Here is a 16,995-nt window from a genome sequence, read left to right on the forward strand (position 1 = left end):
TCCGGTCCCGGCACTATCAAACCAGGTCCCGGCGCATGAACGCCGGTGGTTTTTCATTTGTGCAGGTAGCCCATGAATACGTCGCGATGGGATGAGCGGGCGCAGGATCTCGGACTGTTGTTTTTGCGGGTCAGTGGCGGTGTGTTTCTGCTGTGGGTGCACGGTTTGCCGAAGCTGCTTAACTACAGCGCTCAACTGCAAGTCATCGAAGACCCATTTCACCTGGGTGCGAACGTCACGCTGATGCTGGCGATTTTTGCCGAGGTGCTGTGCCCGTTGCTGATTATCGCCGGGGTGTTGGTGCGTCTGGCGTGCCTGCCGATTTTGGCGGTGCTGTTGATTGCGCTGCTGGTGGTGCACGCGCAATGGAGTCTCGATGAAGGGCAGTTCGGTTGGCTGCTGTTGATTGTGTTCACCAGCCTTCTTATCGCCGGGCCGGGACGGCTGGCGCTCAATGTCCGACTTGCCGGAGCTTTGCGTTATGCCTGAATCCAATCGTTTCGAGGAAGTCGTGACCCTGGTGATCAAGCACCGGGTCAAGGCCGGTTTTGAAGTGCCCTACGAAGCCTGGTTGCGCAACATTGTCAGCATCGCCGGGCAGCAGGACGGGCACTTGGGCGTGGACGTGATGCGCGGTAAAAACGCGGGCCTGGACATGTACACCTGCGTGCTGCGCTTTTGCTCGACTGACGCGATGCAGCGTTGGCTCGACTCGCCGCAACGGCAAGTTCTGGTCAACGAAGCCACGCCGATGCTCGCCGATGGCGACCAGACCGAGGTCAACCCGGTCAATGAATTCTGGTTCGCGCCGCAAGCCGAAGCCGCTTCGCCGCCACCGCCGCGCTGGAAGCAGGCCGTGGTGACGTTGCTGGTGATTCTGCCGCACACCTTGCTGGTGCCGCTGCTCTGGGGCCCGCTGCTGCAACTCAACGCCATCCTGTCCAATTACGTGGTCGCCACGTTCCTGATCACGCTGACCATCGTCCTCTCGGTGGTTTACCTGTTCATGCCGATGGCGACGCGTCTGTTCGCGCCCTGGCTGTCTCAATCCACTCCGTCCAAGGAAACGCGATGAACGCCGATCTGATTTTATTCAATGGCCAGTTTCATACCGTTGACCGTGAAAACCCACGCGCCAGCGCGGTGGCGATCAGCGAAGGTCGCTTCGTCGTGGTCGGCACCGACGCCGAAGCGATGGCCATGCGCGGGTCGGGCACGCAGGTCATCGACCTCAAGGGTCGCTGCGTCATTCCCGGCCTCAACGACTCGCACTTGCACCTGATTCGCGGCGGCTTGAACTACAACCTCGAACTGCGTTGGGAAGGCGTGCCGTCGGTGGTCGATGCCTTGCGCATGCTCAAGGATCAGGCCGATCGCACGCCCACGCCGCAATGGGTGCGGGTGGTCGGTGGCTGGAACGAATTCCAGTTCGCCGAAAAGCGCATGCCGACCCTCGAAGAACTCAATCAGGCCGCGCCGGACACCCCGGTGTTTGTCCTGCATTTGTACGATCGCGCCTTGCTCAACCGCGCCGCTTTGCGCGTGGCCGGTTACACCCGCAACACGCCGAACCCGCCGGGTGGCGAGATCGTGCGCGATAGCAACGGTGAGCCGACCGGCATGCTGGTGGCGCGTCCGAACGCGATGATTTTGTACTCGACGCTGGCCAAGGGGCCGAAGTTGCCGCTGGAGTATCAGGTCAACTCGACCCGCCAGTTCATGCGTGAACTCAATCGCCTGGGCCTGACCAGCGCCATCGATGCCGGCGGTGGTTTCCAGAATTATCCCGACGATTACCAGGTGATCGAGCAGTTGGCCAAGGACCAGCAGCTGACCATTCGCATCGCCTACAACCTGTTCACGCAGAAGCCGAAAGAAGAGCTGACCGACTTCAAAAACTGGACGTCGAGCGTGACCCTGCATCAGGGCGACGATTACCTGCGACACAACGGCGCCGGGGAAATGCTGGTGTTTTCGGCGGCAGATTTCGAGGATTTCCTCGAGCCGCGTCCAGACCTGCCGCAAACCATGGAAGACGAGCTGGAACCGGTGGTCCGTCACCTCGTCGAGCAGCGCTGGCCGTTCCGCTTGCACGCCACGTACAACGAATCCATCAGCCGCATGCTCGACGTGTTCGAGAAGGTCAACCGCGACATTCCGTTCAACGGTTTGCCATGGTTTTTCGACCACGCTGAAACCATCACGCCACAAAACATCGAGCGGGTGAGGGCGCTGGGGGGCGGTATCGCGATTCAGGATCGCATGGCGTTTCAGGGCGAGTATTTCGTCGAGCGTTACGGCGCCAAAGCGGCCGAAGCGACGCCGCCGATCAAGCGCATGTTGGCCGAAGGTGTACCGGTCGGCGCCGGCACCGATGCCACGCGGGTGTCCAGCTACAATCCATGGACCTCGTTGTATTGGATGGTCAGCGGTCGCACCGTCGGCGGCCTGGAACTGCACGCCGAGGGCCTGTCCCGGCAGACCGCGCTGGAGCTGTTCACCCACGGCAGCGCCTGGTTCTCTTCCGAACAGGGCAAAAAAGGCATGATCAAGGTCGGCCAACTGGCGGATGTCGCGGCGCTCAGCGCGGACTTTTTCAGCGTCGATGAGGAAGCGATCAAGTGGATCGAGTCAGTGTTGACCGTGGTCGGCGGCAAGGTGGTGTACGCCGCCGGTGATTTCGAAAAACTCGGACCAGCCAGCGTGCCGGTGCTGCCGGACTGGTCGCCGGTGGTCAAGGTGCCGGGTCATTGGCGTCCGACGTCGCCGATGCAGGCGCAGGTCCACCATTGCAGCGGGCCGTGCGGCGTGCATGCCCACAGCCATGAAAAGGCCCGTTTGTCGAACGCGCCGGTCAGTGATTTTGCGGGTTTCTGGGGTGCGTTCGGTTGTTCGTGCTTCGCGTTCTGACGATCACAAAACGCGCCGATGTACCGCGTCGGCGCCTTGCGTAATACCCATCCATCGAGGAGTTTCACATGAGCAACGTTCCGTACAAACGCCTGAACAAAGACGATGCCGTAGTCCTGTTGGTCGACCACCAGACCGGCCTGATCTCGCTGGTCCAGGATTTCTCGCCGAACGAATTCAAGAACAACGTGCTGGCCCTCGCGGACCTGGCCAAGTTCTTCAAACTGCCGACCATCCTCACCACCAGTTTCGAAAACGGCCCGAACGGCCCGATGGTACCTGAGCTCAAGGAACTGTTCCCGGACGCGCCGTACATCCCGCGTCCAGGCCAGATCAATGCCTGGGACAACGAAGATTTTGTCAAAGCCGTTAAAGCCACTGGCCGCAAGCAACTGATCATCGCCGGTGTGGTGACCGACGTTTGCGTGACCTTCCCGACGCTGTCGGCACTGGCGGAAGGCTTTGAAGTGTTTGTGGTGACCGATGCCTCGGGCACCTTCAACGAAACCGTGCAGCAAGCGGCCTGGGCACGCATGTCGGCGGCCGGTGCACAACTGGTGAACTGGTTCTCGGTGGCGTGCGAGCTGCAGGGTGACTGGCGCAACGACATGGAAGGCCTGGCGAACCTGCTGTCGCCGCGCATTCCGAACTATCGCAACTTGATGAACAGCTACGTGGCGCTGACTTCGAAGTAAGCTCGGCGATCCATAAAAATGCCCGCGACTGTGCGGGCATTTTTTTGTCTGGCACAACACCATTTTGTGGTGAGGTTTTTTGTGGCGAGGGAGCTTGCTCCCGCTTGAGCGCGCAGCGCTCACCAAAAAGGGGTTGCTTCGCAGCCCAGCGGGAGCAAGCTCCCTCGCCACAAAAGCACTCCACCACAACATTCAGGCCGCCACAAAAACTAGGCCTGTTGGCGCTTCTGCAGCCAGCTGAGGAAGCCGCTTTTCTTGATTTGCACCGGTTTGGCCATCAACGCCAACCGGCTGTTCTGCTGCCGCACTGCCTGAAGCTTGTTCAACGCCCGACCCACTTCAACCCGTTGCTCCATGCAACCACGGGTCAGGGTTTTGTCGATCCGGTAAATGATGCACGAGGTCAGCGTTGTGAACGTCGCCTGGGACGGCGTATCGGTCAGGATGCTTTGTTCACCCATCACCTCACTCGGCCCCATGCGCCCGGCTTCGGTTTGCCCGGTGCCGTCGGGCACGGTAGCGCTGACCACCCCCGTAGCAATCACCATCAGGCTGTCCGGCACTTCGCCCAATCCCAATACCACCTGGCCGGCCGCGTACTGCTGCGCCACCATCGACTGAGCCATTTGATCGCGCTCGTCCTCACTCAAGGAACGGAAGACCTTCACTTCATCCAGCAACGCCCGCGCACGGGTCGTCGGTTCAATCACACCATCGATCTGCCGAGATATCCCCGCCGCTTCGAGGTGCCGGTGCGCCAGGTCGAACAGCTGGTTGCGCACGTCGCTCTTCTTGCCGAGCTCGGCGATAAAACCGCTGGCCACGTATTCGGACAGGGTTTCGCCAGCCTCTTTGAGCACCACTTTCGGCGCAGGGGTGAGCAGCAAACTGCTGCTGCCTTGAAGCGTGCGCTCCAGCGCATCCAGCACCCGACGCGGGCGAATGTGGTTGGGCACTTGAATGCTGATCGACACGCCGTGCATGTTGGTCGGCCGGCTGAGGTTGACGATCTTCGCTTTGGCCGCCACCGAGTTCGGCACCACCGCGGTGCTGCCGGCGCTGGTCAGCAGGTGCGTGGCGCGCCAGTCAATGTCGAGCACTTTGCCCTCGACGCCATCGATCATGATCCAGTCATCCACCTGATACGGCTTGGTGGTGTTGAGCACGATCCCGGAAAACACGTCGCTCAAGGTGCTTTGCAGCGCTAGGCCGACGACGATGGCCACGACACCGGATGTCGCCAGCAAGCCTTTCACCGGCAGCTCCAGCACGTAACCGGCCGCCGCGACGATGGCGATCAGGAACACCAGCGCGCCGATGACGTCCTGCAACAAGCGACCGCTGTGACCGATGCGGCGCATCAGCACCAGGCCGATGACTTCGGTGAGCACCCGCGCGGCGTACAGCCACCAGAGAATCCCCAACGCCGTGGCGCCCAATTGCGCGACGCGATCCTCGGCGAACAGCGGCGCCTGCAACGGGCTCACACCGGCATTGATGACCAGTGCGCTGAACATCACAAACAGCGTCAACCGCACGCCAACCCGCGTGACGCGATGCTTGAACGGCGCGAGGTGCCAGAGCACGGCGTCGATCACCAGCAGCAGGGCACTCCAGGACAGCAGGTGAGCGAGGACAAAGGACATGGGGAACTCCGACTAAGGATCACTTTCGATTCATGTAGCAGCTGTCGAGCCCCGGCGAGGCTGCGTTCGGCTGCGAAGCAGTCGTAAAATCAGGCGATGCGTTTTTTCAGGAAAATCACGCCTACAGGGTTCACGACTGCTTCGCAGCCGAACGCAGCCTCGCCCGGGCTCGACAGCTGCTACAAGGGCAAGCAGCTTCGCCACACTTGGTTGTGTGGCGAGGCGAGGTGACTCAGTTCAAGTGAGTCTTGAGCTCCAGTGCCGCCTGGCGAACCGCCGCTTTCACCTCCGGAATCTGGCTCAGCGGGTTGAGCAGGCCGAAGTCGTGGATCATGCCGTTGTAACGCACAGCCGTGACCGGCACACCGGCCGCGTCGAGGTGGCGGGCATAGGCTTCGCCTTCGTCACGCAACACGTCGAATTCGGCGGTTTGCACCAGGGCGGCGGGCAGGCCTTTGAGCTGTTCGGCACTGGCTTGCAACGGCGAGGCATGAATCTGCGCACGCTCGGCCTGGTCGGTGGTGTAGTTGTCCCAGAACCAATTCATCATGCTCTTGGTCAGGAAGTGGCCTTCGGCAAATTGCTGGTACGAGCCGCTGTCGAACTGCGCATTGGTCACCGGCCACATCAACAACTGGAAGCGCAGCGCCGGGGTTTTCTGTTCCTTGGCCATCAACGCGACGACCGCCGCCATATTGCCGCCGACACTGTTGCCGGCCACCGCGAGGCGCTGGCCATCGACGCCGATGTCCTTGCCATGCTCGGCCACCCAACGGGTCGCGGCGTAAGCCTGGTTGATCGCGGTCGGGTAGTGCGCTTCCGGCGATGGCGTGTAATCGACATACACCGCGACCGCGCCGGAGCCCACCACCAGGTCGTGAATCAGACGCTGGTGAGTCGGGTAATCGCCCAACACCCAACCGCCACCGTGGAAGAACATGAACACCGGCAATTCACCTTTGACCTTGGCCGGCCGGACGATTTTCAAGTTGATGGTTTGCCCATCGACCTTGATCGCACGGTCGCTGACGTCTACACCCGACAGATCAACCTTCACCGAGTTTTGCGCTCCGGTCAGTACCGCACGGGCATCTTTCGGGCTCAACTGCTCGAGCGGCTTGCCACCGCCGGCGGCGAGGGCTTCGAGGAAAGCCTGGGTGGTGTGTTCGACACCCGGGCTGCCGGCGGCGAATGCGTTGCCGATGGAGAGGGCGAGAAGGGACGCGGTCAGGGTTTTGTTGACGATGTTCATGGGGCAAATCCTTTTTAATTAATTAGAGTTTGATGACCTGAGGTCGGGTCGCTGCTGGCGCTGGGGTCCAGGCCTCAGCAACACCGTGGACACAGATTAATAGGTCGCCCCAAAGGGAAAAAGCGGCTATAAAGTGTCTGACTGTCAACCAGGGCGTGACAATGAACCCGTTCGAAGATATGCGTATTTTTTGCCAGGTCATGGACTCCGGCAGCTTCACCTCGGCAGCCGATCAATTGGGCCTGTCCAAGCAGTTCGTCAGCCGTCGCCTGATGCAACTCGAAGAGCGTTTGGGGGTGCGCTTGCTCAACCGCTCCACGCGGCGCCTGGACGTCACGCCGCTGGGTCAGAGCTATTACGAGTCGGCGTTACGCTTGCTCGGTGAAGTCGAGCAAGTGGAGCAGGGCATCGCCGGCCAGACCACCGAGCCGCGCGGCACCATTCGCGTGAGTGCGCCGTTGTCGTTTGCGCTGGCGCACCTGGGGTGTCTGCTGCCGTTGTTTTTACAGCGCTACCGCGATGTCACGGTGGAAGTGGACTTGAGCGATCGGCCGGTGGACTTGCTCAGCGAGGGGTACGACCTGGCGTTGCGCATCGGCATCCTGGAGGACTCGACCCTGATCGCCCGCCGCATCGCCTCCATCCAGCGGGTGTACTGCGCTAGCCCGGCTTATCTGGCCGAGCGTGGTACGCCACTCAAACCCGAAGATTTGCACAATCATGACTGCCTGCCTTATGGCCACGGTCGTCAGGTGCAATGGCGTTTCGAAGGGCAGGGCAAGCCGCTGAGCGTCAACGTGACGGGCAGGATGCGGGTCAATAACGGGGAGTTGCTCAAGGACGCGGCGGTGGCCGGGATGGGGATTACGTATTTGCCGACGTTCATTGTCGGTTCGGCGCTGAAGGAGGGTCGGCTGGTGCCGGTGCTGGATGAGTTTCGTCCTCAACCGCTGACGTTGTCGGCGGTGTATCCGCAGCATCGCCAGAGTTCGCGGCCGGTGCAGGCGTTGATTGAGTTTTTGCGCGAGCGGCTGGATCGGGTTGAGTGTGGGTTGTAGCACACCGGCTCCCACCATCCCTTGTAGGAGCGAGGCTTGCCCGCGAAGGCGTCGTGACATTCAAAACAAGCGTTGACTGATACGACGCCTTCGCGGGCAAGCCTCGCTCCTACAGGGGATTTGTGGCGTTTTTGAGGTTAGTGTTTGTCAGGTTCTTTTGTTATCGCCTGGCTCGCCACCGACATGCACGCCGTGGTCGTCACCGATCTCGCCGGAGCGATGTACGCCGTGGTCGTCGCCGATTTCGCCGGAGCGATGTACGCCGTGGTCATCACCGATTTCGCCGGAACGATGCACGCCGTGGTCGTCACCGGGTTCGGCGTGAGTGCCACTGCGTCCGGAGGAGGCTGTGCTGCCGGAGTGTCCCGAACCATGGTCGCCGCTGCTGTGACCGCTGCCGCTGTTGCCGCCGCTGCCGTTTCCACTATGGCCGCCGCCATTGCTACCGCCGCCGCTGCCACCGTGACCACCGCCATTGCCGCCGCCACCGCTTCCGCCACCGGAACCACCGCCGCCGTGACCGCCGCCGCCGCCACCAGAACCGCCGCCGTGACCACCGCCACCACCGCCAGAACCGCCACCGCCAGAACCACCCCCACCGCCGCCCGATCCGCCGCCGCCACCACTACCACCATCCTTGGCCTGGGCACTTGACACCCCGGACAAACTGTCCGGAATCAATACGGTAGACGCCGACAGAACTGCGCCAATAGCTACTGCAAGTAAAAGCTTGTTGATGTGCATGTCGTTCTCCGTCTTGTTACTCAGGTTGGAACGTTGATGAACAATGCAACTTGCTGCTCGATTCAATGGGTGAACACCGCAGCGCGCTGATTAATTCAGGTGCAACGTGGATGAACGATGAACGGTACAACTCGACCCTGTTCCAGAAGGTCAGTGAATACTCGAGGCCAGCTCGAAAATCGGGATGTACATCAGGATCACGATGACCCCGATCAGCAGGCCGATGAAGGTCATGAGCAAGGGTTCGAACAGCCGCACGAACCATTCGATCCAGCGGCTGATTTCTTCGTCGTAGAAGTCAGCGCTGCGCTCCATCATCTGGCCGAGGTTGCCGGACTGTTCGCCCGCTCGAAGCAAGCGCAGGGACACCGGGGTCACCAGGTGATTGAGTTCCAGCGCGGTCGACAGCGATTGCCCCTCGCGTACCCGTTCGCAGGCCTGGTCCAGGCGCACGCGGGAGGCGGGGGTGAGCAGGCCGCGAACCATGCCCATGGCGGTGACGAGAGGGATGCCGCCCTGCAAAAGGATTCCCAGGGAGCGATAGAAGCGCGCCAGTTCGTACATGAAGATGCGTTGGTGGACCGCCGGGAGTTTTTCGATCACACGGTCGACGCCCCGACGAAAGGCCGGTTGTCGCTGAAGAAAGCCGAGGGCGACGATGATCGCCGCCAATGTGCCGAAGAATTCACCCTGGTGGGCGTGAAGGAACATCCCGCAGCTCATCAGCACTTGCGACAGCCACGGCAGATTCGACCCCAGCCCTTCGAACACCAGGCTGAAGCGCGGCACCACGTAACCCATCAGGAACAACACCACGCCACCACCCACTACCAGCAACAGCAGGGGGTAGATCGAAGCGCTGACGATTTTTTGCCGAACCTCGTCCATGCGCTGGCGATAGCTGACATAGCGGCCCAGGGCATCGCCCACGGCGCCGGTCTTCTCGCTGGATTGCACCAGCGCCACGTAGAGCGGAGGGAACACAGCCGACAACTGGGCCAGCGCTTGGGAGAACGATTTGCCTTCATAAAGCAGGCGCACCAGTTCGCTCAAGGTTTTACGGGCCTGTGGCGCGTTCTCTTTTTCCGCCAGGCTTTCCAGCGCATCGATCAACGGCAGGCCGGCATTGAGCAAGGTGGTCAGTTCCTGGCTGAACAACACCAGGTTGAAGGTCTCGCGCTTCTGCAAACGCAACGCGCGCCAGTGCCGCTCGACGTGCAGGCTGACCACGCGCAAACCCTGGTCTTCGACGATGCGCCGGGCTTCGCTGTGGCCGGGGGCCTCTACGGTCATCGAGACCACGCCGGCCTTGCCCACTGCCTTGAGATGAAAGCGCATGGTCGCCACCCCCGTCATTGCCAGCTGGTGACTTCGGCGTTCTCGCCTTCGCCGCCGGGTTGGCCGTCCTTGCCCATGGACAGCAGATCGTATTCGCCGTTTTCGCCGGGGTAGCGGTAGTTGTAGTTGCGGCCCCACGGATCCTGCGGCAGTTTTTTCTGCAAATAAGGACCGGTCCATTTGGTTTCATCGCTTGGCGCAGTGACCAGCGCCTGCAAACCCTGTTCGGTCGACGGGTAATGGCCGACTTCCAGGCGGTATAGGTCGAGCGCCTTGCCCAGGCCTTCGATTTGCGCCTTGGCCACCTTCACTTCGGAGCGGCCCAGTTGGGCGAAGTACTTCGGCGCGACGATGCCGGCCAACAGCCCCAGCACCACCAGCACCACCAACAGTTCGAGCAGGGTGAACCCGCTTTGAGTACGCGGGGCGGAACACAAACGCTGATTCATGATGACCTCACACAGTCGGCAGAAGGGTCGCCCTGAAGGCGTATGCAATTGCCATGCTCACCCCCAGTCATTCTTCCACAACCCCTGTATTGCGGGCCTTTGCGCTTCCGGCACAGTGCTTGCGTATGGCTTGTTTACTACCGGCCATTGGGGCATTACCCCCATTTTTCGGGGCCGGGCAGGGGAGGCACAATAATGAAAACACTCACCACAGGACTGCTCGGCTGTTTGCTGCTGACGAGCGTCGCACAGGCCGATGTGTTCGTATCCGTGGACGCCAAGGGCAGCTACGTACTGTCCAATGTTCACCGTCCCGGCCGCACCTATGAACGGGTCATTCACGAGCCCCAATCCTCGCTGGTCGGTCTTGATCAGCAGCCCCAGATGATTGCCAGGCAACCTTATGCAGAGCTGGTGTCGGCGGCCGCCACGGCCAATGAATTGCCGGCGGCGCTGTTGCACGCTGTCATCCGCGAAGAGTCCCGCTACAACTCGGATGCGACGTCCCCTAAAGGCGCCGGTGGGCTGATGCAATTGATGCCCGATACCGCGCGGGAGATGGGAGTGAAAAACGTCTATGACCCCAAGGCGAACATCCAGGGTGGTGCCAAATACCTCAAGCGCCTGCTGACCCTCTTCGACAACGACATCACCCTCGCCGTGGCGGCCTACAACGCCGGGCCACAAGCGGTGTTGAGCCGTGGCGGGGTGATCCCTCCGTTCGCTGAAACCCAGCGTTATGTGCCCAGTGTCTTACGCCAATACCGCCGCTTGCAGGGGCTGGCCGTGGATGCACCGCTGTGATTGGCGAGTGTGGGGAACGTCCCCCAATAGTGGGGCAACAAAGACTGGGCCGAAAAGTGGGGAATAAGTGGGGAATATCCCCCGAGTTATCAAATGGTTGCTTCAAGCGGCTGAAAACTAACTGAATTTTTTATGGCATGCGGATTGCTCAAGGGGATTTGTCGAGAATTGTTCCCTGTGAGCACCCACAGCGAGGCCCGTTATAATGACCGGCATACCTTACGCGTCGTCCTTGTTTAAATTTGCGCTGTTGGTGGTGTCGATGTTCGGCATTGAGATGGCCGAGGCGGCCTTGCGCTGCGAGCGCAATCTGGTGGCGAACGTCGTAGCGCTGGATCAGCCGCTGATGTTCAACCGCCTCGGCGCGCAAAACGTTAACGGCATGATGTTCGCCCTGCGCCGCGACGTGGTCGACGACCACAGTGTGTCCCTGGCCCAGGGCGGCGCGGCAGTGCCGGGCAAAGTCTCGCTGCGGCCCGACAAGCGTCCGCGCCCCTTGGTGTTGCGGGTTGCCGCCGGTGACTGCCTGACGATCAACCTGCAGAACCTGTTGGCGTATCAGGCTAACCCCGGCTCGCACGACGATGGCGAGGAAGAAGAGGGCGAGATCGAGGGTGAAGTCGAAATCGGAAACGTGGACGAATTCAAAGTCGATGAGCAGGTCACCGACCGCCATGTCGGCTTCCAGGTCAACGGCCTGCAAGCGGTCAACAGCATCGACGACATCGCCTCGTACACCGGGCGCAACGGCAATTCGCTGGTCGCCCCCGGCGGCACCCGTTCCTACACCTTGTTCGCCGAGCGCGAAGGGGCGTTCGCCGCCAGCAGCCGTGGCGCCACCTTCGGCGGCGAAGGCGATGCGGGCAACGTTGCCAATGGCCTGTTCGGTCAGGTCGTGGTGGTGCCCAAGGGCAGGCGCAGCTACCGCAACACCATAACCGAAGAAGAAATGCGCCTGGCCAGCGCCGGCCGCACCCCGGCCGGTCAACCGATCGTCGATTACCAGGCACGCTACCCGCAACGCGAACCATGGATCCGTGAAGGCAAGGCCGGCACACCGATCATCAACATGGTCGACGGCAATGAAATCATCTCCAGCGAAAGCGACGCGATCGTGATGGGCAGCAACGCCGACGGCAGCTTCCCTCCGTCGACCTATCCGCTGGAAGCCATCGGTAAACGCAACCCGGCGATTCCGAACCGGCTGGAACCGTTCCGCGATTTCGCCTCGCAGTTCCAGGATGAAACCGCCGCGACCCAGGCATTCCCCGCTTATTGGGCAGACCCGGTCATGGCCCACGTGCTGGAGCCGACCCGCGACTCGTTCATGATCAACTATGGCTCCGGCGGCATGGGCGCCGAGGTGGTGGCCAACCGTTTAGGCGTAGGGCCGATGCACGATTGCCTGTCCTGCGCCTATGAAGAATTCTTCCTTAGCTCGCACACCGTTGGCGACGTCGCGATGCTGGTGGACGTGCCGGCGAACGCTGGCCTGGAAGGCATTCTTCCAGGGCAGGTACCGCGCGCCGATCAGATCGGGGTCAAGGCGACCATGGCGCTGTATCCGTCCGAGCCGTCCAACGTCAACCACAGCTACATCGGTGACTTCATCAAGTTCCGCAACACCCACAACGGCCACGAGCAGCACGTCTTTCACCTGCACGGCCATCAATGGTTGTTCAACCCCAACGACGACAACTCCGACTATGTGGATGCCCAAGGCATCGGCCCGGGCGCCGGTTACACCTATGAAATCGCCAATGGTGGTTCGGGCAACCGCAACCGCGTAGCGGGCGATGCGATTTACCACTGCCACTTCTATCCGCACTTCGCACAAGGTATGTGGAGCATGTGGCGGGTGCACGACGTGTTTGAAGAAGGCACCAGACTTGAGGTTTCCGAACAGGGCGCCGACGGTTTTCACAGTGAGCCTTACGCGCTACGCAGCGGTAAACCGGCAACCGGTGCGCGGGCCTTACCCGATGGCGAGATCGTTGCAGGCACACCAATTCCCGCTGTCGTGCCGCTGCCGGGCAAAGCCATGGCACCGATGCCAGGCAAAGTCGCGGTCGTACCGAAAATCGGTGAAACCCTGGTGGCCGGTGGTGATGACGATGACGATGACGATGATGACAGCGGCAGCGGCAGCGGCGGCGCTCAGGCCATCGGTTCCCTGGCCTTGGTGGATCGCAGCGAAGCCAACCGCAATGCCGACGGCAGCCTGAAAAACCCTGGCTACCCGTTCTGGATTGGCGGCATGGAAAGTTCGGTCGGCCAACGTCCACCAACCCCGCCTCTGGACATGCTCGACGCCGCCAAGGCTCAGGCCTTGAAGTCCAGCGGCAATGCCTTGTGGGCTAATCTCGACCCGGCTCAGTCCGGTGGCTGGGACGGCGGCCTGGGACGCCATACCCTGGACGGCGTCTCCGCTGGTGGCGCGGCGAATACCATTACTACGTCTCTGGATTTTTCCAAAGAAGTGACCCGGGCGAAACCGATTTACATGCCGGAAGAAGGCACCGAAGTCGAACAGGCGGCCATGGCCTTCCATGCCAAAAAAGACCACCCAAGCTTCGCGGTGCTGCCCGGGAGTCAAATCGTGGCGCGTAACTTCCGCACCAACGGCGCGTTGCCAACGGCAGGCGCGCCTTACTTCGAACCTTGCATGGATGACCGGCAAAAACGCCTGACCAGCAGCGCCGGCACCGGCGAGTTCGCCAGCGGTGAACGCATCGACGGCATGTCCTACAAAGGCTCCTCGACCTTCACCGCCGACCGTCCACGGGTCTACAAAGCGGCGAACATCCAGTTCGATGCGGTGTACAACAAGGTCGGCTACCACTTCCCGCAAGCGCGCATCCTGGCCCTGTGGGAAGACGCCTGGCCGGTCATCACCAAGCAGCGTCCGCCAGAGCCTTTGGTGATGCGCATGAACACCTTCGACTGCGTGCAGTACCAGCAAACCAACCTGGTGCCGGCCATCTATGAGATGGACGACTATCAGGTGCGCACACCGACTGACGTGATCGGTCAGCACATTCACCTGCCGAAATGGGACCTGGTGTCTGCCGACGGTTCTTCCAACGGCTGGAACTACGAAGACGGCGTCCTCTCCCCAGGTGCCGTGCAAGAACGCATCCACGCCATTCGCGAGTTCAACCAGTGCGAAGGCACCGACCCACGGGACGGCACACCGGCCTGCCCGAAAGCCAAGAATCACCCGTACTTCGGTCAGTTTGGCCGGGCGGATTGGGTCGGGGCGCGCACGGCGATGCAGCGCTGGTTCGTCGATCCGGTGGTGAACGCCAAAGGTGTCGACCGTGGCCTGGGGACCATTTTCACCCACGACCACCTGGGCCCATCGACGCACCAGCAGATTGGCCTGTACGCCACCGTGCTGGCTGAACCGGCCGGTTCCACCTGGTTCCACGCTGAAACCGGCGAGCCGTTGTACAGCGGCGCGCGCCAGGACGGCGGGCCGACTTCGTGGCAGGCGGTGGTGTCCACCGGGGACATCGACGGCGACGGCAAGAACGACAGCTTCCGTGAGTTCTTCCTCGAATACAGCGACTTCCAGCACGCCTATGAAGCCGGGGTGTATGTGGGCGCCGGTCCTAACGGCGTGCCTAATCCGCAAGCCTTCCCGGCCACCGCGGACAGCTTCCGCTACGCGATCAACCCGCCGGTGCGCAACAACGCCAGCACCTTGCTCGACGGCATCATTGAAGTGCAGGGCGGCATGGTGCCGGGTTGTCCGACTCGGCCATGCCCACAGGCGATCTCGGTCGATGACCCTGGCATGTTCGTGGTCAACTACCGCAACGAACCGCTGGCCCTGCGGGTGTACGACCCGAACAAGGTCGGCCCGGACGGCAAGCGCGGCATGCAGGCCGACGGCCTCGGCGGCGACCTGGCGTATGCCATGCAAAGCCGTACCGACCGCGCCATCCCGGCGATGAACCTGGCACCTAACCTGGTCACCTCGGCCACCGGTCCAACCGGCGGCACCACGCTGTTCCCGCCACACGTCAACCGTGGCGGCGCGGAACCGGGTGACCCGTTCACTCCAATGTTGCGCACTTACACCGGTGATAACGTGCGGCTGCGGGTGCATGCCGGCGGTCACGAAGAAGAGCACAACGTGACCCTGCACGGCGTGAAATGGCTGCAAAGTGGTTCCGGCTTCGGCAACAGCTCCAACTCCGGCTGGCGCTCGTCGCAGATGGTCGGTATCTCCGAACAGATGGGCTTCAACGCGCCGGTCTCGATGCTCTCCAGTTCGGCGGCGACCACGGGGGATTACCTGTACTCGATGGACGCTTCGATTGAAGGTTACTGGAACGGTATCTGGGGCGTGATGCGCAACTACACGGCCCAGCGCAGCGATCTGTTCGCCGTGCCTAACAACCCCAAGCCGATGGGTATGCGCAATACCGTGGCATTCGATGGCTCCTGCCCACGGATCAGTGCCAACCCCAACGGCATCGGCACCCGGCCGACCGTGCAACGCAACTATGAAGTGGTTGCGGCGCTGGCCAACGACATCCTGCGCAATCCGTTGAACCTGACCATCGGCGATCCGGCCGGTATCGGGCAACACGTGGGTGGGCCGTTGAATCCGGCGGGTGGCACCCTGGTGTTCAACTCGCGGCCAGTGAATATCCCTCAGGTCACCGTGGTCGATCCTGAAGATGGCGAAACCATTACCATCGGCGGTCAAAGCGGCCCGTTGCATGATCCGACTGCGATCCTGTACGTGCGCAAATCCGACCTCGATCCGGTCACCGGAAAAATGAAACCCGGTGTACCGGTAGAGCCGCTGGTATTGCGCGCGGCGGCGGGTGACTGCATCAACGTCACCCTGGAAAACCGCTTGCCTGTGATCATGCCCGACCTGACCCAGACTGCCGTGATGCAAGGGCTGGTCAAGCGAGATCGCAACAATGGCCAGGGCTCGACCATCTTCACCAACAACCTGCTGCGGCCGTCGAGCCACGTTGGTCTGCATGCGCAACTGCTGGCGTATGACATCACCAAATCCGATGGCACCAACGTCGGCGCCAACCCGATCCAGACCGTGCCACCGCGTGTTGGGAATGTCGGCGCGTACCCGACGCGTACCTATCAGTACTACGCCGGGCACCTGGAGCGTGAAGGCAAACCGATCTCGCAACTGGGCCGCAGTGTCGACAACATCAACGCCACGGCGGTGGAGTTCGGCGGACTGAATATCACGCCGGCGGACCTCATCAAACAACCGCAGAAAGGCTTGGGTGGGGCGATGACCATCCTGCCAGCCGGCGCGACCTGGGTTGAGGATGCGCGTAAAACCAACGCAACGGTCACGGCGCCAGGGCAGACCACTTACCGCGACTTTGCGATGGTCTGGCAGAAAGCGTTGAACATCCGCTGGGCCAACGGTCGGCCGGTGGAAGGCATTGCCGCCGAAGGCTTTGGTGTACCGACCGATCCGCAGGACAACTCGAGCATGGCCATCAACTACAAGGCCGAGCCGATCTGGTTCCGCTTCGGGTTGGCGCCGGATGCGCCGTTCGGGCACGCCGATGGCGCCGGTTACGGGGACGTGCCTAACGCGCATATGGCGTACAGCAATGCGCTGATCGGGGGCGATCCTCAGACACCGGTGCTGTATGTGAAACCGGGACAACCGTTCCGCACCCACATTCTGATGCCGACCGGTGGCAGCCGTGGCTCGACCTTTCAGTTGGACGGTCACGTCTGGTCGGTCAACCCGTTCCAGTCAGAGAAGAGCGACTCCGGTGGCTATCCGATGATGACACCAGGGGTGGGTTCGGTGCGGTTCGGCTACAACCCGATGTCGATGTACATCGGCGCTCGTGAAAGCATCCTGCCGGCGGCGCACTTCAGCTTCATGCTCCCGAGCGCCGGGGGCAGCAACGCAATACCGGGCGACTACCTGTTCCGCGACTACGGCGCCTACGGCAACACCGCCGGGCTTTGGGGGTTGCTGCGGGTAACCAACGAGCCAGAACCGGCACCGGCACCGTAAAGCCAGGGATTGGGGGGTGGCTGACACCCCCCAATCCCTGTAGGAGCGAGGCTTGCCCGCGAAGGGTT

The 16,995-nt window shown here is 61.8% G+C and carries 12 protein-coding genes; 7 read left to right on the top strand and 5 right to left on the bottom strand.

Annotated features, from left to right (window positions below):
• Window positions 1-72: 72 nt before the first annotated feature.
• The 4 genes from ACA068_RS11725 (at window position 73) to ycaC (ending at window position 3,605) form a co-directional block, all read left to right on the top strand.
• Window positions 73-489: a DoxX family protein gene (locus tag ACA068_RS11725; RefSeq protein ID WP_497309921.1), complete on the top strand. Its 417-nt coding sequence runs from the start codon at window positions 73-75 to the stop codon at window positions 487-489.
• Window positions 482-1,075, top strand: a complete 594-nt coding sequence (locus ACA068_RS11730) for an antibiotic biosynthesis monooxygenase (RefSeq protein ID WP_497309923.1) — start codon at window positions 482-484, stop codon at window positions 1,073-1,075. The genes ACA068_RS11725 and ACA068_RS11730 overlap by 8 nt, the downstream gene beginning before the upstream one ends.
• Entirely contained in the window at window positions 1,072-2,910 is a 1,839-nt protein-coding gene (locus tag ACA068_RS11735; protein WP_497309925.1) for an amidohydrolase, read from the top strand. Before ACA068_RS11730 ends, ACA068_RS11735 begins: the two co-directional genes overlap by 4 nt.
• 68 nt (window positions 2,911-2,978) lie before the next feature.
• Window positions 2,979-3,605, top strand: a complete 627-nt coding sequence (ycaC, locus tag ACA068_RS11740) for an isochorismate family cysteine hydrolase YcaC (protein WP_010455729.1) — start codon at window positions 2,979-2,981, stop codon at window positions 3,603-3,605.
• A 209-nt stretch (window positions 3,606-3,814) separates the two neighbouring features.
• On the opposite strand, the gene ACA068_RS11745 is transcribed toward ycaC, so the two are convergent.
• Both ACA068_RS11745 and ACA068_RS11750 read right to left on the bottom strand, forming a co-directional pair.
• Window positions 3,815-5,251, bottom strand: a complete 1,437-nt coding sequence (locus tag ACA068_RS11745) for a mechanosensitive ion channel domain-containing protein (RefSeq protein WP_497309927.1) — start codon at window positions 5,249-5,251, stop codon at window positions 3,815-3,817.
• Between the two features lie 232 nt (window positions 5,252-5,483).
• On the bottom strand, window positions 5,484-6,503 hold the full coding sequence (locus tag ACA068_RS11750) for an alpha/beta hydrolase (RefSeq protein WP_497309929.1): 1,020 nt from the start codon (window positions 6,501-6,503) through the stop codon (window positions 5,484-5,486).
• A gap of 161 nt (window positions 6,504-6,664) precedes the next feature.
• Between ACA068_RS11750 and ACA068_RS11755 the strand changes: the two genes are divergently transcribed.
• Entirely contained in the window at window positions 6,665-7,561 is an 897-nt protein-coding gene (locus ACA068_RS11755) for a LysR family transcriptional regulator (protein ID WP_497309931.1), read from the top strand.
• A 147-nt stretch (window positions 7,562-7,708) separates the two neighbouring features.
• Here ACA068_RS11755 and ACA068_RS11760 read toward each other — a convergent pair whose 3' ends face one another.
• The 3 genes from ACA068_RS11760 to gspG form a co-directional block, all read right to left on the bottom strand.
• A complete protein-coding gene (locus ACA068_RS11760) occupies window positions 7,709-8,305 on the bottom strand; it encodes a hypothetical protein (protein WP_497309933.1) in 597 nt (198 codons plus the stop codon).
• A 150-nt stretch (window positions 8,306-8,455) separates the two neighbouring features.
• A complete protein-coding gene (locus ACA068_RS11765; protein WP_497309935.1) occupies window positions 8,456-9,643 on the bottom strand; it encodes a type II secretion system F family protein in 1,188 nt (395 codons plus the stop codon).
• A 14-nt stretch (window positions 9,644-9,657) separates the two neighbouring features.
• A complete protein-coding gene (gspG, locus tag ACA068_RS11770) occupies window positions 9,658-10,092 on the bottom strand; it encodes a type II secretion system major pseudopilin GspG (protein ID WP_497309937.1) in 435 nt (144 codons plus the stop codon).
• A gap of 195 nt (window positions 10,093-10,287) precedes the next feature.
• On the opposite strand from gspG, the gene ACA068_RS11775 reads away from it, so the two are divergent.
• Both ACA068_RS11775 and mnxG read left to right on the top strand, forming a co-directional pair.
• The gene (locus ACA068_RS11775) at window positions 10,288-10,896 is read left to right on the top strand and encodes a lytic transglycosylase domain-containing protein (protein ID WP_497309939.1); all 609 of its coding nucleotides are present in this window, start codon (window positions 10,288-10,290) and stop codon (window positions 10,894-10,896) included.
• Between the two features lie 205 nt (window positions 10,897-11,101).
• The gene (gene mnxG / locus ACA068_RS11780; protein ID WP_497309940.1) at window positions 11,102-16,927 is read left to right on the top strand and encodes a manganese-oxidizing multicopper oxidase MnxG; all 5,826 of its coding nucleotides are present in this window, start codon (window positions 11,102-11,104) and stop codon (window positions 16,925-16,927) included.
• Window positions 16,928-16,995 lie beyond the last annotated feature (68 nt).

It is taken from the genome of Pseudomonas sp. LBUM1660, assembly GCF_059695935.1.